Origin of the sequence: Christiangramia flava JLT2011 (assembly GCF_001951155.1) — a bacterium.
GTDB lineage: Bacteria > Bacteroidota > Bacteroidia > Flavobacteriales > Flavobacteriaceae > Christiangramia > Christiangramia flava.
Window position 1 is genome coordinate 3,364,655 of sequence record NZ_CP016359.1, and the last position, 16,933, is coordinate 3,381,587.

The 16,933-nt window shown below is 38.2% G+C and carries 19 protein-coding genes; all 19 read left to right on the top strand.

The genetic code is table 11. The features are described 5' to 3' along the window. Nucleotides 1-8 precede the first annotated feature (8 nt). Genes GRFL_RS14935 through GRFL_RS15025 form a run of 19 tightly spaced genes read left to right on the top strand, consistent with a single transcriptional unit; the run spans nucleotide 9 to nucleotide 16,927 of the window. Nucleotides 9-227 (top strand): SHOCT domain-containing protein, encoded by a 219-nt coding sequence (locus GRFL_RS14935; protein ID WP_009778899.1) that lies wholly within the window; start codon nucleotides 9-11, stop codon nucleotides 225-227. A gap of 17 nt (nucleotides 228-244) precedes the next feature. Beyond that, complete coding sequence (locus tag GRFL_RS14940; RefSeq protein ID WP_009778898.1) at nucleotides 245-523, top strand: DUF5676 family membrane protein; 279 nt, start codon at nucleotides 245-247, stop codon at nucleotides 521-523. Between the two features lie 16 nt (nucleotides 524-539). After that, nucleotides 540-1,247, top strand: a complete 708-nt coding sequence (locus tag GRFL_RS14945; protein WP_083645373.1) for a lycopene cyclase domain-containing protein — start codon at nucleotides 540-542, stop codon at nucleotides 1,245-1,247. A 16-nt stretch (nucleotides 1,248-1,263) separates the two neighbouring features. Then, complete coding sequence (locus GRFL_RS14950) at nucleotides 1,264-1,779, top strand: hypothetical protein (protein ID WP_083645374.1); 516 nt, start codon at nucleotides 1,264-1,266, stop codon at nucleotides 1,777-1,779. A 29-nt stretch (nucleotides 1,780-1,808) separates the two neighbouring features. Continuing rightward, nucleotides 1,809-2,270, top strand: a complete 462-nt coding sequence (locus GRFL_RS14955; RefSeq protein ID WP_083645375.1) for a universal stress protein — start codon at nucleotides 1,809-1,811, stop codon at nucleotides 2,268-2,270. Then, nucleotides 2,267-3,622, top strand: coding sequence for an NAD(P)/FAD-dependent oxidoreductase (locus GRFL_RS14960; protein WP_083645376.1), 1,356 nt, complete (start codon nucleotides 2,267-2,269; stop codon nucleotides 3,620-3,622). The genes GRFL_RS14955 and GRFL_RS14960 overlap by 4 nt, the downstream gene beginning before the upstream one ends. Before the next feature lie 7 nt (nucleotides 3,623-3,629). Beyond that, a complete protein-coding gene (locus GRFL_RS14965; protein WP_083645377.1) occupies nucleotides 3,630-4,985 on the top strand; it encodes an APC family permease in 1,356 nt (451 codons plus the stop codon). 19 nt (nucleotides 4,986-5,004) lie between these two features. Next, nucleotides 5,005-6,018, top strand: a complete 1,014-nt coding sequence (locus GRFL_RS14970; protein ID WP_083645378.1) for a type II glyceraldehyde-3-phosphate dehydrogenase — start codon at nucleotides 5,005-5,007, stop codon at nucleotides 6,016-6,018. Nucleotides 6,019-6,029: 11 nt separating this feature from the next. Then, entirely contained in the window at nucleotides 6,030-7,091 is a 1,062-nt protein-coding gene (locus GRFL_RS14975) for a class I fructose-bisphosphate aldolase (RefSeq protein ID WP_083645379.1), read from the top strand. An 8-nt stretch (nucleotides 7,092-7,099) separates the two neighbouring features. Then, nucleotides 7,100-8,440 (top strand): dicarboxylate/amino acid:cation symporter, encoded by a 1,341-nt coding sequence (locus tag GRFL_RS14980; protein ID WP_083645380.1) that lies wholly within the window; start codon nucleotides 7,100-7,102, stop codon nucleotides 8,438-8,440. A gap of 2 nt (nucleotides 8,441-8,442) precedes the next feature. Then, nucleotides 8,443-9,414: an ATP-dependent 6-phosphofructokinase gene (locus GRFL_RS14985; protein ID WP_072316401.1), complete on the top strand. Its 972-nt coding sequence runs from the start codon at nucleotides 8,443-8,445 to the stop codon at nucleotides 9,412-9,414. Between the two features lie 3 nt (nucleotides 9,415-9,417). Next, nucleotides 9,418-10,413, top strand: coding sequence for a 2-hydroxyacid dehydrogenase (locus GRFL_RS14990; protein ID WP_008616405.1), 996 nt, complete (start codon nucleotides 9,418-9,420; stop codon nucleotides 10,411-10,413). An 18-nt stretch (nucleotides 10,414-10,431) separates the two neighbouring features. After that, nucleotides 10,432-11,262, top strand: coding sequence for a universal stress protein (locus GRFL_RS14995; RefSeq protein ID WP_083645381.1), 831 nt, complete (start codon nucleotides 10,432-10,434; stop codon nucleotides 11,260-11,262). A gap of 2 nt (nucleotides 11,263-11,264) precedes the next feature. Next, the gene (locus GRFL_RS15000; protein ID WP_083645382.1) at nucleotides 11,265-12,107 is read left to right on the top strand and encodes a restriction endonuclease; all 843 of its coding nucleotides are present in this window, start codon (nucleotides 11,265-11,267) and stop codon (nucleotides 12,105-12,107) included. A 59-nt stretch (nucleotides 12,108-12,166) separates the two neighbouring features. Beyond that, nucleotides 12,167-12,442 (top strand): hypothetical protein, encoded by a 276-nt coding sequence (locus GRFL_RS15005; protein ID WP_083645383.1) that lies wholly within the window; start codon nucleotides 12,167-12,169, stop codon nucleotides 12,440-12,442. Between the two features lie 32 nt (nucleotides 12,443-12,474). Then, a complete protein-coding gene (locus tag GRFL_RS15010; protein WP_083645384.1) occupies nucleotides 12,475-13,851 on the top strand; it encodes an MBL fold metallo-hydrolase RNA specificity domain-containing protein in 1,377 nt (458 codons plus the stop codon). A 28-nt stretch (nucleotides 13,852-13,879) separates the two neighbouring features. Continuing rightward, entirely contained in the window at nucleotides 13,880-15,382 is a 1,503-nt protein-coding gene (locus GRFL_RS15015; protein ID WP_083645385.1) for a thymidine phosphorylase family protein, read from the top strand. Nucleotides 15,383-15,392: 10 nt separating this feature from the next. Then, on the top strand, nucleotides 15,393-16,286 hold the full coding sequence (locus GRFL_RS15020) for a ribose-phosphate pyrophosphokinase (RefSeq protein WP_008616396.1): 894 nt from the start codon (nucleotides 15,393-15,395) through the stop codon (nucleotides 16,284-16,286). Further along, nucleotides 16,283-16,927, top strand: coding sequence for a hypothetical protein (locus tag GRFL_RS15025; protein WP_083645386.1), 645 nt, complete (start codon nucleotides 16,283-16,285; stop codon nucleotides 16,925-16,927). The genes GRFL_RS15020 and GRFL_RS15025 overlap by 4 nt, the downstream gene beginning before the upstream one ends. Nucleotides 16,928-16,933 lie beyond the last annotated feature (6 nt).

A 16,933-nucleotide genomic window follows, 5' to 3' on the forward strand; every position in this document is an offset into this window, starting at 1 on the left:
TAAAAATTATGCATTTATACGACGGACACTTTGGGGGTATGCACCTAATATGGTGGATTATATGGATTATTTTATTGGCTTGGATATTTTTCATTCCAACAGATATACCATATCAAAAAACAAAAAAAGAAGATCCTTTAGACATTCTTAAGAAAAGATTTGCTGAAGGCTTCATTACAAAGGAGGAATATGAAGAATCAAAAAAGATTCTAAAATCAGATAATTAATTCAAAACTATAAAATTATGTACCGATTAAACGTAAAAAAACTCGGGTTTGCTTTTGGTCTAACCGGAGCATTAATCTATTTGGGCTGTATGATAGTGATGTCAACTGCAGGTAGGGAAGCCACAATCGACTTTTTCAACAGCCTTTTGCACGGATTGGACACTACAAGTATAATCAGAATGGATGTTCCACTGTGGGAAGCTGGTTTAGGAATCATACAGACCTTCATACTGGGTTGGCTGGTTGGTGCCTGTATTGCGGCATTTTACAACGCACAACTTAAAATAAAAAAATAAAAGCTTGTAACATTTTATGCAATACGTCTGGTTTATATGGTCATTAATTATCCTGGCGCTTTGGGCAGTAATATATCTCTTCAAGAAAGATTCTAGAAAAGAAATGCTCAAGATGAGCCTGATTACATTGCCTTTTGGCTTAACAGAACCATTGTTTATGCCAGAATATTGGATGCCACCTTCGCTTTTTGATTTGGCTGAAAAAACAAGGTTTGATATCGAAAGTCTCATTTTTTCTTTTGCAATCGGTGGTATAGGTGTGGTACTTTATAATCTTATTTTTAAACAAACCTTTCAAGAAATAACACATACAGAGCGAAATCACAGAAGACATCGCTTGCATATATACATCTTATTTGTACCAGCAATCGTGTTTTTAATATTAGCACTATTTACATCATTAAACCATATTTATTGTGGTACTATAGCGATGTTCCTAGGTGGTTTAGCAACATTATACTGTCGCCCAGATTTAAAAAGAAAGATATGGGTTGGGGGCATCTTGTTTACGGTATTATACTTCATATACTTTGGAAGTATCCTTCCATTTTATCCGCAATATGTTGAGCTGTACTGGAACCTTGACAGCCTAACCCATATTCTGGTTCTGGGAATCCCCTTTGAAGAATTATTGTTCGCCTTCACCTTTGGAATGTACTGGTCTGGATTGTACGAACACATCTATTGGCGAAAACTTATACACTTAAATAAAGCACGTAATTAATTTAAAACTATATAAAATGAAACAAATCCCTTTAAATAAAAAAAACAGTAAGATGCAAGTCATAGTCCGTAAAAACCCAGTGGAAAAGATTTATCGATTGTCCATAGGTCTTGTAATGCTTTTATTGCTCTCAATGTTGCTTCTATCTTGTGCCGACAAGAACAAAGAAGTTACTGAAAGTACACTACAGTTAAATACCGAAGTCTCTAAAAAGATAAAAGAAAACAATTCTGCTGCCCAAAACTATGAAATTGTCCCAAACGACAAAGTGTGTATGGTAAACGACAGGTTTATGGGCGTAACGCAAATACCTATTGAAGCCAACGGAACTACTTATTACGGTTGTTGTGAAAATTGTGTTGAAAAATTACAGAAAAATCTGGGTGATGTCCGTTTTGGCGTAAACCCTCTTAATGATTCAAAAGTAGATAAAGCTTCGGCAATTATTGTTCAGGATAAAAACAGCGGAAGTGTTTTTTACTTCATATCGAAAGAAGATGCCCAAACATTTATAAACAAGAATAAGGCATAGGACATCTCAATTAATAACACCTTCAAATTATGAAAATTGTATTGGCCATAGATGGTTCAGATTTTAGTAAAGTAGCCATTAACGAGCTTAAGAAAATGACTTTATCCTCAAATAGTGAAATTCATATTATAAATGTTTATGAAGTTCCTAAAACAACCAGTCTGGGATTGCATACTATGGGCGGCAAGATAGGAAATTACATAGAAGAAATTAAAAGTAACGCTCAAAAATTGGGAAACAAAATCGTTTCAGAGGCTTCCGATAAAATCAAGGCCGAAAACAAAGCACTTACCATAACCACAAGCGTTGTTAGCGGACTACCCAAAAGTATTATTAATGAAAAAGCAGAAGATTGGGGTGCAGATTTAATTGTAGTAGGCTCTCAGGGTCTCGGTGCTTTTTCTCGCTTAGTATTGGGCTCTGTATCCCAATATTTGACCACAAATGCCAAATGTTCAGTACTGATTGCAAGAGATAGAAATAAAAAATGAAAGAAAAGCAAACACATAGCATTAAATTAGAATCCACTTGTAAGATAACAGATGAGATATGTCTCCCCGATACTAAATTACCTCGTGTGGTTATCGTTGGTGGTGGGTTTGCAGGTTTGGCATTGGTTGAGAAACTGAAACACAAAGAAGTTCAAGTGGTTTTACTCGATAAAAATAACTTCCATCAGTTTCAGCCTTTATTGTATCAAGTGGCAACGAGTGCCCTGGAGCCTGACAGTATTGTATTTCCATTCAGAAAACAAATCAATGGCTATAAAAATGTTTTCTTTCGTTTGGCTGAAGTTGAGGAAATTCAACCTGATTCAAATACTATATTGACCAATAAGGGAAGTATTTCTTATGACTATTTAGTGTTGGCTACTGGCACGACCACCAATTTCTTTGGGATGGATTCTGTGGCCGAAAATAGTTTGGGGATGAAGGATATTCGCGATTCCCTCAACATCCGTCATATGATGTTGCAAAATTTGGAACAGGCAGCTATTACTTGTGATGATGAAGAACGCGACGCGTTGACAAATTTTGTAATAGTAGGTGGTGGTCCAGCAGGCGTAGAAATGGCAGGAGCTTTGGCAGAGTTTTGCAAATACATCCTTCCCAAAGATTACCCAGAGTACCCTTCTTCCATTATGAATATTTATCTAATAGAAGCCATTGATGAGTTGTTAAGTACAATGTCTGATAAAGCATCTTCGAAAACCCTCAAATATTTAGAGGATTTAAATGTAAAGGTATTATTAAATGAAGCTGTAAGCAATTATGATGGAAAGGAAGTCACTACCAAAAGTGATAAGACCATATTGGCTAAAAACCTTATCTGGACGGCTGGCGTAAAAGGACAATTCCCAAATGGTATTGATGGAAAACACGTAGTCAGAGGCAACCGTATTAAAACCAATGCCAATTTAAAAGTAGAAGGCTACGAAAATATTTTTGCCATAGGTGATATCGCAGCACTCATTTCCAAAGAAACCCCAAAAGGACATCCACAAGTAGCACAGACCGCTATTCAACAAGGTAAATACCTGGGCGATTCGATATTAAATATCATAAATAACAAATCCATAAAACCTTTCAAATATAAAGATAAAGGTTCCTTAGCAACCGTAGGTAAACGCAAGGCAGTTGCCGATTTGGGCAAATTTAAATTTGCAGGCTATTTCGCCTGGTTGCTGTGGTCCGTTGTTCACTTGATGTCCATAAGTGGATTTAGAAATAGATTGATGGTTGGTTTTAATTGGGCGGTAAGTTATTTCACTTATGAAAAGAGCAACCGCCTGATTATTAGAAACTTTAAACCGAAATCTTCGATTAAAAACAGGGAAAAATAATTTTGAAATGAAAAACACCACAGATAAAAATAATAAGCTTTCCTTATTAGGTTCCATATCTCTTGGTACAGGCGTAATGATTGGTGCTGGCATATTTGTCCTTATGGGGCAAATAGCAGAGTTGGTGGGTGATCTATTTCCCATTGCATTTATTGCAGGTGCTGTTGTGGTGGGTTTTAGCTCATATTCCTATGTCAAGTTTTCAAATGCTTTTCCATCGTCTGGAGGTGTGGTTAAATTCCTTAACAAATCCTATGGACCTGGAACAACAACAGGGTTTTATTCTTTGCTGATGTACGTATCAATGGTAGTTTCCGAAAGTCTGGTGGCGGGCACTTTTGGAGCATATACGTTGAGACTATTTCCCGAGTCCTATGCAGGTTATGCCTCTACCCTGGGTGTTGGGCTAATTGTTGTTGCTTATATAGTGAACATCCTGGGCAATAAGGTTATTGGTGCCACCGCGACATTTACCGCTATTATAAAGGTAGTGGGAATAGCAATTTTAGCTATTGCCGGCCTTGCAATTTCAGGTTTTGCCGATATTACGGGAAACTATATTCCCAAAAATACTGAGACATTACCACAAGGCTTCGGATTTGTGGCCGCTTTGGCGTTATCTATCCTTGCTTATAAAGGCTTTACCACTATCACGAACCAAGGGGCCGATATTAAAAACCCGCATAAAAATCTTGGTAGGTCTATCGTGTTTTCCATACTTATCTGCACACTGATATATGTAGCCCTGGCATTAGCTGTTGCGGGAGGTTTAAGCATTCCTGAAATAATCGAAGCTAAAGATTATGCCCTTGCAGCCGCCGCAAAACCTGTTTTTGGGGAATGGGGTTCCTGGATTACCATTGGCATTGCCATTATTGCCACGGTTTCTGGGGTCATTGCCAGTATCTTTTCCTCTTCACGCTTGTTGGCAATGCTCAGCAATATGAAACAGGTGCCTTCTTTAACCAAACTTGGTAGCTTAAAAAATCCAGCACTAATATTCACGTCTTCCCTCGCCATTTTACTGACCGTGCTTTTCGATTTGACAAGGATAGCATCCATTGGGGCTATTTTTTACCTTATTATGGATATCGCTATCCATTGGGGGCTGTTCCGTCACCTTAAAAACAAAGTGGTTTTTCAGCCTATCATCCCATTAATAGCCATCGTATTGGACATTGCGGTATTGGCAGCTTTTCTTTATATAAAATATCTGAACGATCCTTTGGTGCTTATCGTAGCAGCGATTGGGATTGTTCTAATACTTGTGGCGGAACGCCTTTTTATGATTTCACATACAGACGATGAAGGTAATATGCCAATGGGAATGAAGAATACAAGTGACAAAAACAATAAAACATAATTAATTAAAAACAATTTATATGAAAAATGTAGCAGTTATAGGTTACGGAGTCATTGGAAAAAGGGTGGCAGATGCCATCAACTTACAAAACGATATGAAGCTTTCGGGAGTATGTGATATCATTAGCGACTGGCGAATTCAAAATGCCGTAAGAAAGAATTACAACATATACGCAGCAACTCAAGATGCAGCTGATAATATGAAATCTGAAGGGATTTCTGTTAAAGGCAATATGCAGGAACTTTTAAAGAAATCAGACCTTGTAGTGGACTGTACGCCTAAAAAGATTGCTGCTCAAAATGTAGCGATTTATAAAGAACAGAATATAAAATTTATTCTACACGGTGGCGAAAAACACGAAACCACAGGGCATTCCTTTAGTGCAGAAAATAATTACAAATCAGCTCTAAACTTGAATGCGACAAGAGTAGTTTCCTGTAATACTACGTCTATTTTAAGAACCTTGACCGCTTTAAAAAGAGCCGATTTATTGGATTATGCCAGAGGTACACTTTTAAGAAGAGCTACAGACCCTTGGGAAAGTCATTTGGGTGGTATTATGAATACGATGGTTCCCGAAAAAGATATCCCAAGCCATCAAGGTCCGGATGCTAAAAGTGTTGACCCAGAACTGGATGTCATCACCGCAGCGGTAAAAGTACCCGAAACATTGAGCCATATGCACTACTGGAATGTGAAATTGAAAAAGCAGGCGACAAAGCAAGAAGTGCTAAATGCTTTCAAAACGTCCAGCCGTATTAAATTGATTCAATATGACCAAGGTCTGGTTTCTAACAACACCATTAAGGAAATGTTCTTGGATATGGGAAGGCCTTGGGGCGATATGTACGAAGTAGCACTATGGGAAGATATGCTGAAGGTACAGGGAGACGAACTCTTTTATGCCTACGTGGTCGATAACCAAGCTATTGTAATCCCGGAAACAATTGATGCTATTAGGGCTTTAACTGGAATTGAAACAGATGGTACAAAATCCATAGCCAAAACAAATGAAAGTTTAGGAATCCATTAAATACTATCAAAATGAAAACAGACAAGAATATAGTAGAACTTTTAGGAGAAAAAGCAGACTTCTATTTAGAACACGTTTGTGAAAAAATAACAAAGGATGAATTGCAAGTGCCAAGCAAAAATAGTTTAGAAAAAGTATTTGGCAGTAGCAACAGAAATCCGCAGGTGCTTCGAAGTCTTTCACAATTGTACAACAACGGAAATCTGGGAGGCACGGGATATTTAAGCATTCTTCCTGTAGACCAAGGCATTGAGCATAGCGCGGCCTTTTCATTCTATAAAAACCCAGATTATTTCGACCCAGAGAACATTATAAAACTCGCCCTTGAGGCCGGTTGTAATGGGGTGGCTTCCACGTTTGGAGTTTTGGGTCTAAATGCCAGAAAGTACGCTCATAAAATACCTTTTATTGTGAAGATTAACCACAATGAACTGCTAACCTACCCAAATAAATATGACCAAACATTATTTGGAAAGGTAAAAGATGCTTGGAATATGGGAGCGGTTGCCATTGGTGCAACCATCTATTTTGGCTCAAAAGAAAGCAATAGGCAGATTAAAGAAATTTCAGAGGCTTTTGAAGAAGCTCATAGTCTGGGTATGGCAACCATCTTATGGTGCTATACGCGTAACAAAGCTTTTAAAACAGAAAAAGAAGATTATCACGCTGCTGCTGACATAACTGGTCAGGCAAATCATTTAGGTGTCACCATACAGGCCGATATCATCAAACAAAAATTGCCAATAAACAATTTTGGTTTTAAGAATATTGATTTTGGCAAATACAATGCTGAAATGTATGAAACCCTCACTACAGAACACCCAATTGATTTATGCAGGTTGCAAGTGGCAAATTGTTATATGGGTAAAATAGGACTGATAAATTCTGGCGGTGGTTCTAAAGGGAAGTCCGATTTAGTTGATGCTATAACTACTGCCGTCATCAATAAAAGGGCTGGTGGCTCTGGGCTGATAATGGGAAGAAAAGCATTTCAAAAGCCTTTTAGCAAAGGCGTGAAAGTATTACAATCTGTTCAGGAAGTTTATTTGGACGATAAAATTAGTATAGCATAATCAACAGAATGTTTGATACAGAGATAAAATCATTAAAATCACTTAACCACTACCTCCTTAAACTGGTAGAAAGCCGTCTATGGCTTAAAGTAATCATTGCCTTATTTTTAGGTGTTGGATTTGGTCTGCTATTGAGTCCACAAAATGGATGGATTTCTAAAGAAAAAGCAGATATCGCGGGGAATTGGCTGGCATTGCCTGGTGTACTATTTCTGAAACTGGTTCAAATGATTATGATCCCGTTGATTGTGGCTTCCATCATCACAGGAATCGCAAGCAACGATAAGGAAAGTCTAAAAAAACTGGGCGGTGGCGTTTTACTGTATTTTTTGGGCACAACAATAGTTTCGGTTAGCATTGGTACGATACTATCCCAAATTTTTAGACCGGGTCGTTTTCTTCATCAACAAGCACTAAAAGAGCATAATGAAATTACGGCAGTTTCAACTGATGAACCCGAGCTTTCCTTCGGAGTTGAAACGATTCCTGATGCCATCTCAAACCTGCTTCCTGAAAATCCATTGGCATCTATGGTAAGTGGTGAAATGTTAAGTATCGTGATTTTCACAATCATTATTGGTGTAGCTGTGCTATCACTTGAAAATGCTTTACTGCGCCCAGTGAAGCTGCTTCTAAGTGCCATTCAGGAAGTCTGTATGACAGTAGTAAAATGGTCAATGCTTCTAGTGCCTATTGCCGTTTTTGGTCTTATGGCACAGCTCACCTCTAGCGTTGGTTTGAGTTCTCTATCTGGCCTCACCTACTATGTGGGTGTCGTCTTGCTCGGTCTGTTATTCTTAGTGATTTTCTATTTAGGGCTAATTGTGCTTCTTGGAAAATCAAACCCTATGCATTTCCTGAAAAAAATAAGGGATGTTCAGCTATTGGCTTTTTCAACCACAAGCTCTGCCGCTGTGATGCCACTTTCTCTTCAAACAGCCGAAGAAAAACTAAAGGTGGACAAGACCATTAGCAATTTTATCATTCCCATTGGCGCAACCGTCAATATGGATGGTACTGCACTTTATCAAACGATAACAACCCTTTTTATAGCCCAAGCCTATGGACTGGAAATGAGTTTACTCAATATTATTGTGGTCATTGTAACTATCGTTGCTGCTTCAATCGGCACACCTGCCATTCCCGGAGGTGGTGTGGTGATACTCGCTTCTGTTTTGGGAAGTGTTGGTATCCCAGCCGAAGGCATCATCATTATTATTGGTGTAGAAAGATTGTTGGGAATGTTCAGGACTGCTGTAAACGTAACGGGTGACCTTACAGCTTGTATGGTTTTTAATAGGTTGTATGGTATAAAAAACATTGAAATTCTTAAAAAAGAAGCTTTATAACTATGGATAGTACTATAAAACATATAGGTGTATTTACCTCTGGAGGTGATAGTCCAGGGATGAATTCAGCCTTGTACGCCATTGCAAAAACGGCTGAAGCAACTGGTATAAAAGTTAGTGGTTTTAGAAAAGGATATGAAGGATTGATAGACGGTGACTTGGTTCAATTTAAATCACACGAATTACAAAAACTGACCCAAAAGGGTGGCACAATTCTAAAGACCGCACGAAGCAAACGTTTTCTCGAACTGGAAGGTCGAAAAAAAGCCCTGCAAACCCTAAATGCAAACAAAATAGATGCCCTGATTGCCATTGGTGGCGATGGCACATTTAAAGGACTACTTACTTTTTCAGAAATATGCGACATTCCGTTTATCGGCATTCCTGGTACTATAGATAATGATATTTCAGGAACAGATTATACCCTTGGTTTTGATTCCGCAGTAAATACAGCCATTGAGAATATTGATAAAATAAAGGACACTGCGGAATCTCACAATCGGGTATTCATTGTGGAAGTAATGGGCAGGGATTCTGGCTACATCGCCATTCATTCAGGACTTACCACAGGAGCAGATGCCATTTTAATTCCCGAGAGTGGAAAGGACTTTATTTATCTATTGGATAAGGTTAAAAATTACGATAGCGAAGATGCTTTTCTTGTCGTGGTTTCAGAAGGCGATGAAATAGGTGCCGAACTTGTTTCTTCAAAAATAAAGGAAGTCAACCCCAATGTCGATTTACGAATTACAAAACTTGGGCACGTACAGCGTGGTGGAAATCCTTCTGCTTTAGATAGGATGTTGGGTATTAGGCTTGGGGTGGAAGCCGTAAAATCACTTTTACAAAGTAAAAAGAATGTAATGGTCGGGATTTTAAACAATCAATTGCACTTAACCCCTTTTAATGAAGTGGTCAAACAACATCAGGTCAATAAAGAATTGCACGAACTTTTAGAACTATTTGGAACATAAATTATGAAAACAACAATATACAGCACACATAAATTCGATAAGCCTTCCATTGAAAACGCTAATAAAGGAAAACATCAATTGAATTTTCTGGAATTTAGGCTAACAAAGGAAACCGCCTTATTGGCAGAAGGTTCAAAGGCCATAGCACTTTTCTCAAGTGACGATGCCTCTTCGGAAGTTTTGGATATTTTACACAAACTAGGCATAAAATTTATCGCATTACGTTCGGCAGGTTTCAATCACGTCGATTTAGAAAAAGCAGCTGAATTGAATATAAAAGTGGCCCGTGTCCCAGCCTATTCACCTTATGCCATTGCAGAACATACAATGGCTTTGATACTTGCATTAAACCGAAGACTGATTAAAGCCCACAATAGAGTGCGCGAACAAAACTTTTCATTAAACGGTCTCACTGGTTTTGACCTAAATGGGAAAACCGTTGGCGTGATTGGAACAGGAAAAATAGGGTCTGTACTCGTAAAAATACTTCACGGATTCGGCTGCAATATTCTTGCCCAGGATATAGAAGAAAGCAAAGACCTAATTGATAAATATGGCGTAATCTATTCAGATTGTGCGACGCTCTGTAAGCACGCAGATATAATAAGCCTGCACGTGCCATTAAAAGCTTCAACAAAACATTTAATAAATAAAGAGCATATAGCACTAATGAAATCTGGAGTAATGCTCATCAATACAAGTCGTGGTGGGTTGGTGGACACCAAGGCAGTTATCGAAGGATTGAAAACTAAAAAAATAGGGTATTTAGGACTGGATGTTTATGAGGAAGAAGAAGGATTGTTCTTTGAAGACCATTCCGATGACATTTTGCAAGACGATGTGATTGCACGCTTAATGACTTTCAACAATGTACTAATTACAAGCCATCAAGCTTTTTTAACCAAAACCGCATTGACCAATATTGCAGAAACAACCATATATAATCTGGATTGTTTTGAAAAACAAAAACCTTCTGGAAATGAAATTAGCATTAATTAATAGTTAAAAACAAATATTATGAAAAACATACTCGTACCAACAGACTTTTCAAAAAATTGCAATAAAGCAGAAGAACTCGGAATTGAAATGGCAAAGCTTTACAATTCCGAAATCCATTTTTTCCATTTAATAAACACCCCGGTAAACTGGGTTGACCTGGGTAAGGAAAAAGAAAAGAGATATCCAGAAACAGTAAAAGAAATAGGAAGCGCAAGGGCTGATTTGAGGGCTTTGGAGTTAAAAGCGGAACGCGAAGGACTGGAATGTAGGACTTTTCTTGAATTTGATGGCGGACAAGCAAATATCCTACAACATTCAGGACATTTTCATCACGATTTTATTGTTACAGGAAGTAGCGGCACCCATGGTGGAGTTCGGGAACTACTGGGAAGCAATGTAGAAAAAATCGTAAGAAAAGCCGATGTACCTGTAATCGTGGTCAAGAACAAAGAAATATCCTTTCCTTTTAAAGATATCGTTTTTGTTTCAGATTTTCTGGAAGATGTGAGCGAAGCCTTTAAAATGGTTATTTCGCTTGCTACAAAATGCGGTGCACATATCCATTTATTGAGAGTCAACACACAAACTGATTTTAATAGTATTGATAGGGGTTTGAAACCCATTAAGAAGTTCCTAGAAAATTTTCCGGAATTGGAGAAGTACTCAATGAATGTATATAACGAACCTGCTGTTGAAACAGGGATAAATAATTTTTTAAAGTATAAAAATGCTGATTTGATCGCTATGTGTACTCACGGGAGTACAGGATTTTTAAGTCTTTTCTCCAAAAGTATCGCTGAGGGTGTAACCAATCATTCCGAATTGCCGGTGATGACCATTAAATTATAGTTATGAATAAATCAGTTCTGATAAAAAAATATTCAGGTGAGTATCAGGTTTTTGATATAAATAAGCTCATCAACTCCCTACGGCGCTCAAAAGCAGATGAAAATCATGTTCAGGAGATAGCCCGTGAGGTACAAGGGCTCATTGAAGAAGGGATGACCACCAAAAAAATCTATCAATTGGCTTTTAAAATGCTTAAAAGCAGGTCACGGGTAAGCGCATCAAAATATAAGCTTAAAAAAGCCCTGATGGAATTGGGGCCTTCAGGATTTCCGTTTGAAAAATTTGTAGGTAAGCTATTTAAATTTGAAGGCTACAAGACAGAGGTTGGGGTTATTGTCCAGGGAAATTGCGTACAACATGAAGTAGATGTGATTGCACAGAAAGACAATAAACATTATATGATTGAATGTAAATACCACAGTGACCAAGGCAGGTTTTGCAACGTAAAGATTCCTTTATATATCCATTCACGGTTTTTGGACGTGGAAAGACAATGGGAACATCACAAAGGGCACGAAAGCAAATTACATCAAGGAGAGGTTTATACCAATACCCGTTTTACGACAGATGCCATTCAATATGGTACTTGTGTTGGGCTGTTATTGACAAGTTGGGATTATCCTCAGGGAAATGGACTTAAAGATAGAATAGATAAAGCAGGCCTACATCCATTAACTGCCCTTACGAGCCTAACCAAAGCAGAGAAGGTCCAATTACTGAATAAAGGAATCGTGCTCTGTAAAGAGCTGGTCGAAAATCCAGGCTTTTTGGGACAAATCGGTATCAGTAATCCAAGACGAAAAAAAATCCTTGAAGATTCAAAGGAGCTATGTAGAACCCATTAAAATAACAAGATTTCCTGCCCGAGCGGGAATGACAACTAATAACAAAAAAAACAATACAGATGAAAACAGAAGAATTGCAAGAACAGAACAACCTAGATCTAGAGCCATTTTACGAAGCATTGGAAGACGACCCAAAACTGCTTGAAGAAGCCTTGGAAATACTATTGGAAATGGTTCACTTTGAACCTAAATCAGTAAAGAAATTGGCTCTTTTTATTAAAGAGGATTCTCGTAATCTATATAAAGAAATAGTGGAATTGAGCAAATCAAAACAAGATAAAGGAAACTCACCTTCCTGCTGCGGTGGGCACAAATTTGGGGAGCAGCTCTTGTAGTAAATTATGTACAACAACCTAAATAGATACCAATGAAAAAAAATAAAATAAACATCCATTTCTTAGGAGCGGCAGGCACAGTAACCGGCTCAAAATATTTAGTGGATACAGGAGATAAAAAGATACTCATAGACTGCGGACTTTTTCAAGGGCTAAAGGAATTACGCCTTAAAAACTGGGAGTACCCACCTGTTAATGTTGCTGATATTGATGCTGTTTTGCTCACCCACGGCCATATGGACCACACAGGTTATCTGCCGAGATTGGTAAAGCAAGGCTTTAATGGTCCCATCTATGGTACCAACCCCACTTTGGATATTGCAAAAATCATTTTGAATGATAGTGCAAAAATTCAGGAACAAGAAGCAGAACGTGCCAATAAAGAAGGCTATTCCAAACATAATCCTGCTGAACCATTGTACGACCTAAAGGATGTAGAAAAAACTATCCCTCATTTTAAAGGAATTCCGCAATCACAATGGATTCCATTGTTTGATGGCATAAGGGCTCGATTTCAATATAATGGACACATTCTTGGTGCTACGTACATTGAGTTGGATATACACGGAAAACGCTTTGTTTTCTCAGGCGACATCGGTAGGACTAATGATTTGCTCTTATACCCACCTTTAAAACCAGCATCGGCGGATGTATTATTTATTGAATCCACCTATGGTGGAAGATTTCATCCTGATGAAGTAGAAGCACTTCCACAGATAGAAAAATTGGTCAATGACACCATCAACAGAGGTGGCAGCCTATTTGTTCCAAGTTTTTCAGTAGAACGTGCCCAATTGATGATGCTGATTTTTTGGAAATTATTGAAAGAGAAGAAAATACCAAAAATACAAATGATAATGGATAGCCCAATGGGAGCAAGTGTATTAGAATTGTTTCATCGCACAAGAGATTGGCACAGGTTGGAAGATAACGAATGTGACGAAATGTGCTCGCACTTTACGGTCGTAAGCAGTTATCGGGAAACAATGGAATTACGAACAGATAATAAACCGAAAATCGTGATTGCAGGAAGCGGAATGCTCACAGGCGGAAGAATGCTAAACTACCTTGAAACACAGGCACAAAACCCCAACAACACCTTGCTTTTTGTGGGTTATCAGGCCGAAGGTACTCGGGGAAGAAAATTATTGGAAGGTGATAAGGAATTGAAAGTGTACGGAAAATGGGTGCCGTTTCATATGGAAGTTGCAGAAATTGAAGGGCTTTCGGCACACGCAGACCACGCAGAGCTTATGGACTGGATGGACAGTATAAAAAACAAACCCGAACGTATTTTCATTGTACACGGTGAAAAAGAGAGTGCAGAAGCATTGCAAAAAGGCATCAAGGAAACCTATGGGTGGGATGCAGAAATTCCGCAATTATACACCATCGAAGAAATAGAATAAATCGAAAAATCACAACAACCAATAAAATATGGACACACACTCAAACATATTAAAATATAAACATCTCGGAATCTATACCCAAAACGAAAATGTAGTGTATATGCGCGAAGATTGCCACGTCTGTATTTCAGAAGGGTTTGAGGCACTTACCCGAATAAGAATATCCAACGCAAGTACATCAATCGTGGCAAGTCTTAATGTTTTGAATTCTGATATCTTGTTGCACAATGAAATCGGACTATCAGATGCTGCTGCGAAAAAACTCAATGTGTCCCAAAATGATACATTGTATGTTTCCCATTTAGAACCTATAGAATCGTTAAGCCACGTCAGGGCAAAAATCTATAACAAAAAACTGGATTATAAGGCCTATAACAACATCATAACCGATATCGTGGAAGGCGATTATTCCAACATCCACCTTTCGGCATTTATTACTGCCTGTGCTGGCGACCGAATGGATATTGATGAAATATCCGACCTAACGAAAGCAATGATTGCTTCCGGAAAGCAACTGAACTGGAACAAGGATATCGTGGTCGACAAACATTGCATTGGTGGATTGCCTGGCAATAGGACAACACCATTGGTAGTTGCCATTGTTGCCGCGTATGGGCTTACTATGCCAAAAACATCCTCACGGGCAATCACTTCGCCAGCAGGCACAGCAGATACAATGGAAGTACTGACCAATGTTACGCTCTCTTCCGAGGAAATAAAGACCGTAGTAGAAAAAGAAGGCGGATGTTTTGTTTGGGGCGGTACAGCGCAGTTAAGTCCTGCCGATGATGTGCTCATTAAAATTGAAAAAGCCTTGGATATTGATAGCGAAGGTCAGCTCATCGCTTCAGTACTCTCTAAAAAGGCAGCAGCTGGTTCTACTCACGTGGTCATTGATATTCCCGTGGGAGAAACCGCCAAGGTTCGCAGTACCGAAATGGGAGAAAAACTAAAAAATCATATGGAAACCGTTGGAACTGCTGTTGGGTTGAATGTAAAAGTTGTAGTTACGGATGGCACGCAGCCTGTTGGAAGGGGTATCGGTCCAACTTTAGAAGCCATAGATATATTAAAAGTTTTGAAAAATGAGGAAGATGCACCTAAAGACTTAACAGAAAGAGCATTGCTTTTAGCTACTGAACTATTAGAACTTTCTGGAAAAGTAGAAAAAGGAAAGGGACAGGAAACCGCACATAAAATTCTCAAATCTGGAAAAGCATATGAAAAATTCGTAGCCATTTGTAAGGCGCAAGGTCAATTTTCAAAACCAGTTTTAGCACCTTATAAAATTGAAATTAAAGCTGAAAAGTCAGGCGTTTTGCAACGAATTGATAACCGTAAAATTGCAAAACTGGCCAAGCTTTCTGGAGCACCACAATCTAAATCGGCAGGGATTCTTCTAAATGTGCATTTGGGAGAACAAATCGAAGAGAACCAACTGCTTTATACCATATATGCTGAATCCAAAGGTGAACTTAATTATGCCTTGGAATATGAAAACAACCATAACGACATCATAACTATAAATTAAAGAACATACTATGAAAACAATATTATTCAGTCTTCCCGGAAATGAAGAACTCACAGAACTAATGGCTACAAAAATGGATGCTGAAGTGGGTCAAGCCACATTAAGGAAATTCCCTGACGGGGAATCATACACGCGCATATTGTCTGATGTTAAAGATAAATGTGTGGTACTGGTATGCACCTTGCACGAACCGGACGAAAAACTGTTGTCACTATATTTTTTAAGCCACACAGCCAAATCATTAGGAGCTATGTGTACCTGTTTGGTAGCACCCTATTTGGCGTATATGCGGCAGGACAAAGTATTTAATGAAGGAGAAGGAGTGACTTCCGGTTTCTTCGGAAAATTGATTTCTGGTTTCGCCGATAGCATTACCACGGTTGACCCTCACTTGCACAGAATTAGTTCGTTGGGAGAAGTGTATCAAATTCCAAATAAAGTGATTCACGCTGCCGATGCAATTTCAGAATGGATTAAAGAAAATATCGAAAACCCGGTACTTATCGGACCTGATTCTGAAAGTGAACAATGGGTATCAGAAGTCGCCAAAAATGCAGGAGCACCATTTACGGTATTACAAAAGGTGCGTCACGGTGACCGTGATGTAGAAGTCTCTGTTCCCGATGTGGATATATATAAAGATGCTACACCCATTTTGGTAGATGATATTATTTCCACAGCCCGAACAATGATTGAAACCGTACAACATCTTAAAAAAGCAGGAATGAAACCACCTATTTGTGTAGGCATTCACGCCGTTTTTTCAGGAAACGCCTATCAAGATTTATTGGATTCCGGAGTAGAAAAAATAGTGACTTGTAATACCATCCCACACTCTTCAAATGGAATTGATTTAAGTGATATTATGGCAAAAGAGGTAAAAAAATTAATGCACCATATATGAGAAAACAAGGCTTTATAGTACTAATCACTTTATTCAGCATCACAATGACTGGACAAACTGAAATGCTCATTGGGCAGATTTCAGGCAGAGTTGTTATTCGGGAAAACTTTGATAAAGAAGGTGATTTTCTCAATAAACAAACTTTTGAAGCTGGAGAAACAATAAAGGAAAATGGATATTATGAAATAAAGGTAGTTACAGAATTGTTTGACAAAAACAAACAATCAACCGATAAATACACTACTACCTACCGTTGTGAGCCAGATGACGCCAATGTAATGATAATGGCTTTTCCGTTTTCCAAGCCAAAATCAAAAGAAACCGAAATTAATACCATTTCTGAAAATTTTAAAAAGCTCTACGATTTACAAAACTTGAAAGATATTAAATTGGAAATGAGTTTTGACTCGGGCTTGTTAAACTTTTTTGGTTCCAAAAGCATCATAAAAATTTACGATCGAAAATTAGAAGCTGGCAAAAACACTATTAAATCAAAAATAAATATTAAGGCCTATGCCTGGGGTATTCGCATCAAGCAATTCAATTATACTGTTATTGAAAAATTAAATGAAAAAGGATTATTGACTTTTCAGAAATTTTCAGAAGCAGATAACAGCTATTTTACAATAAACTATAAATAAAGACAG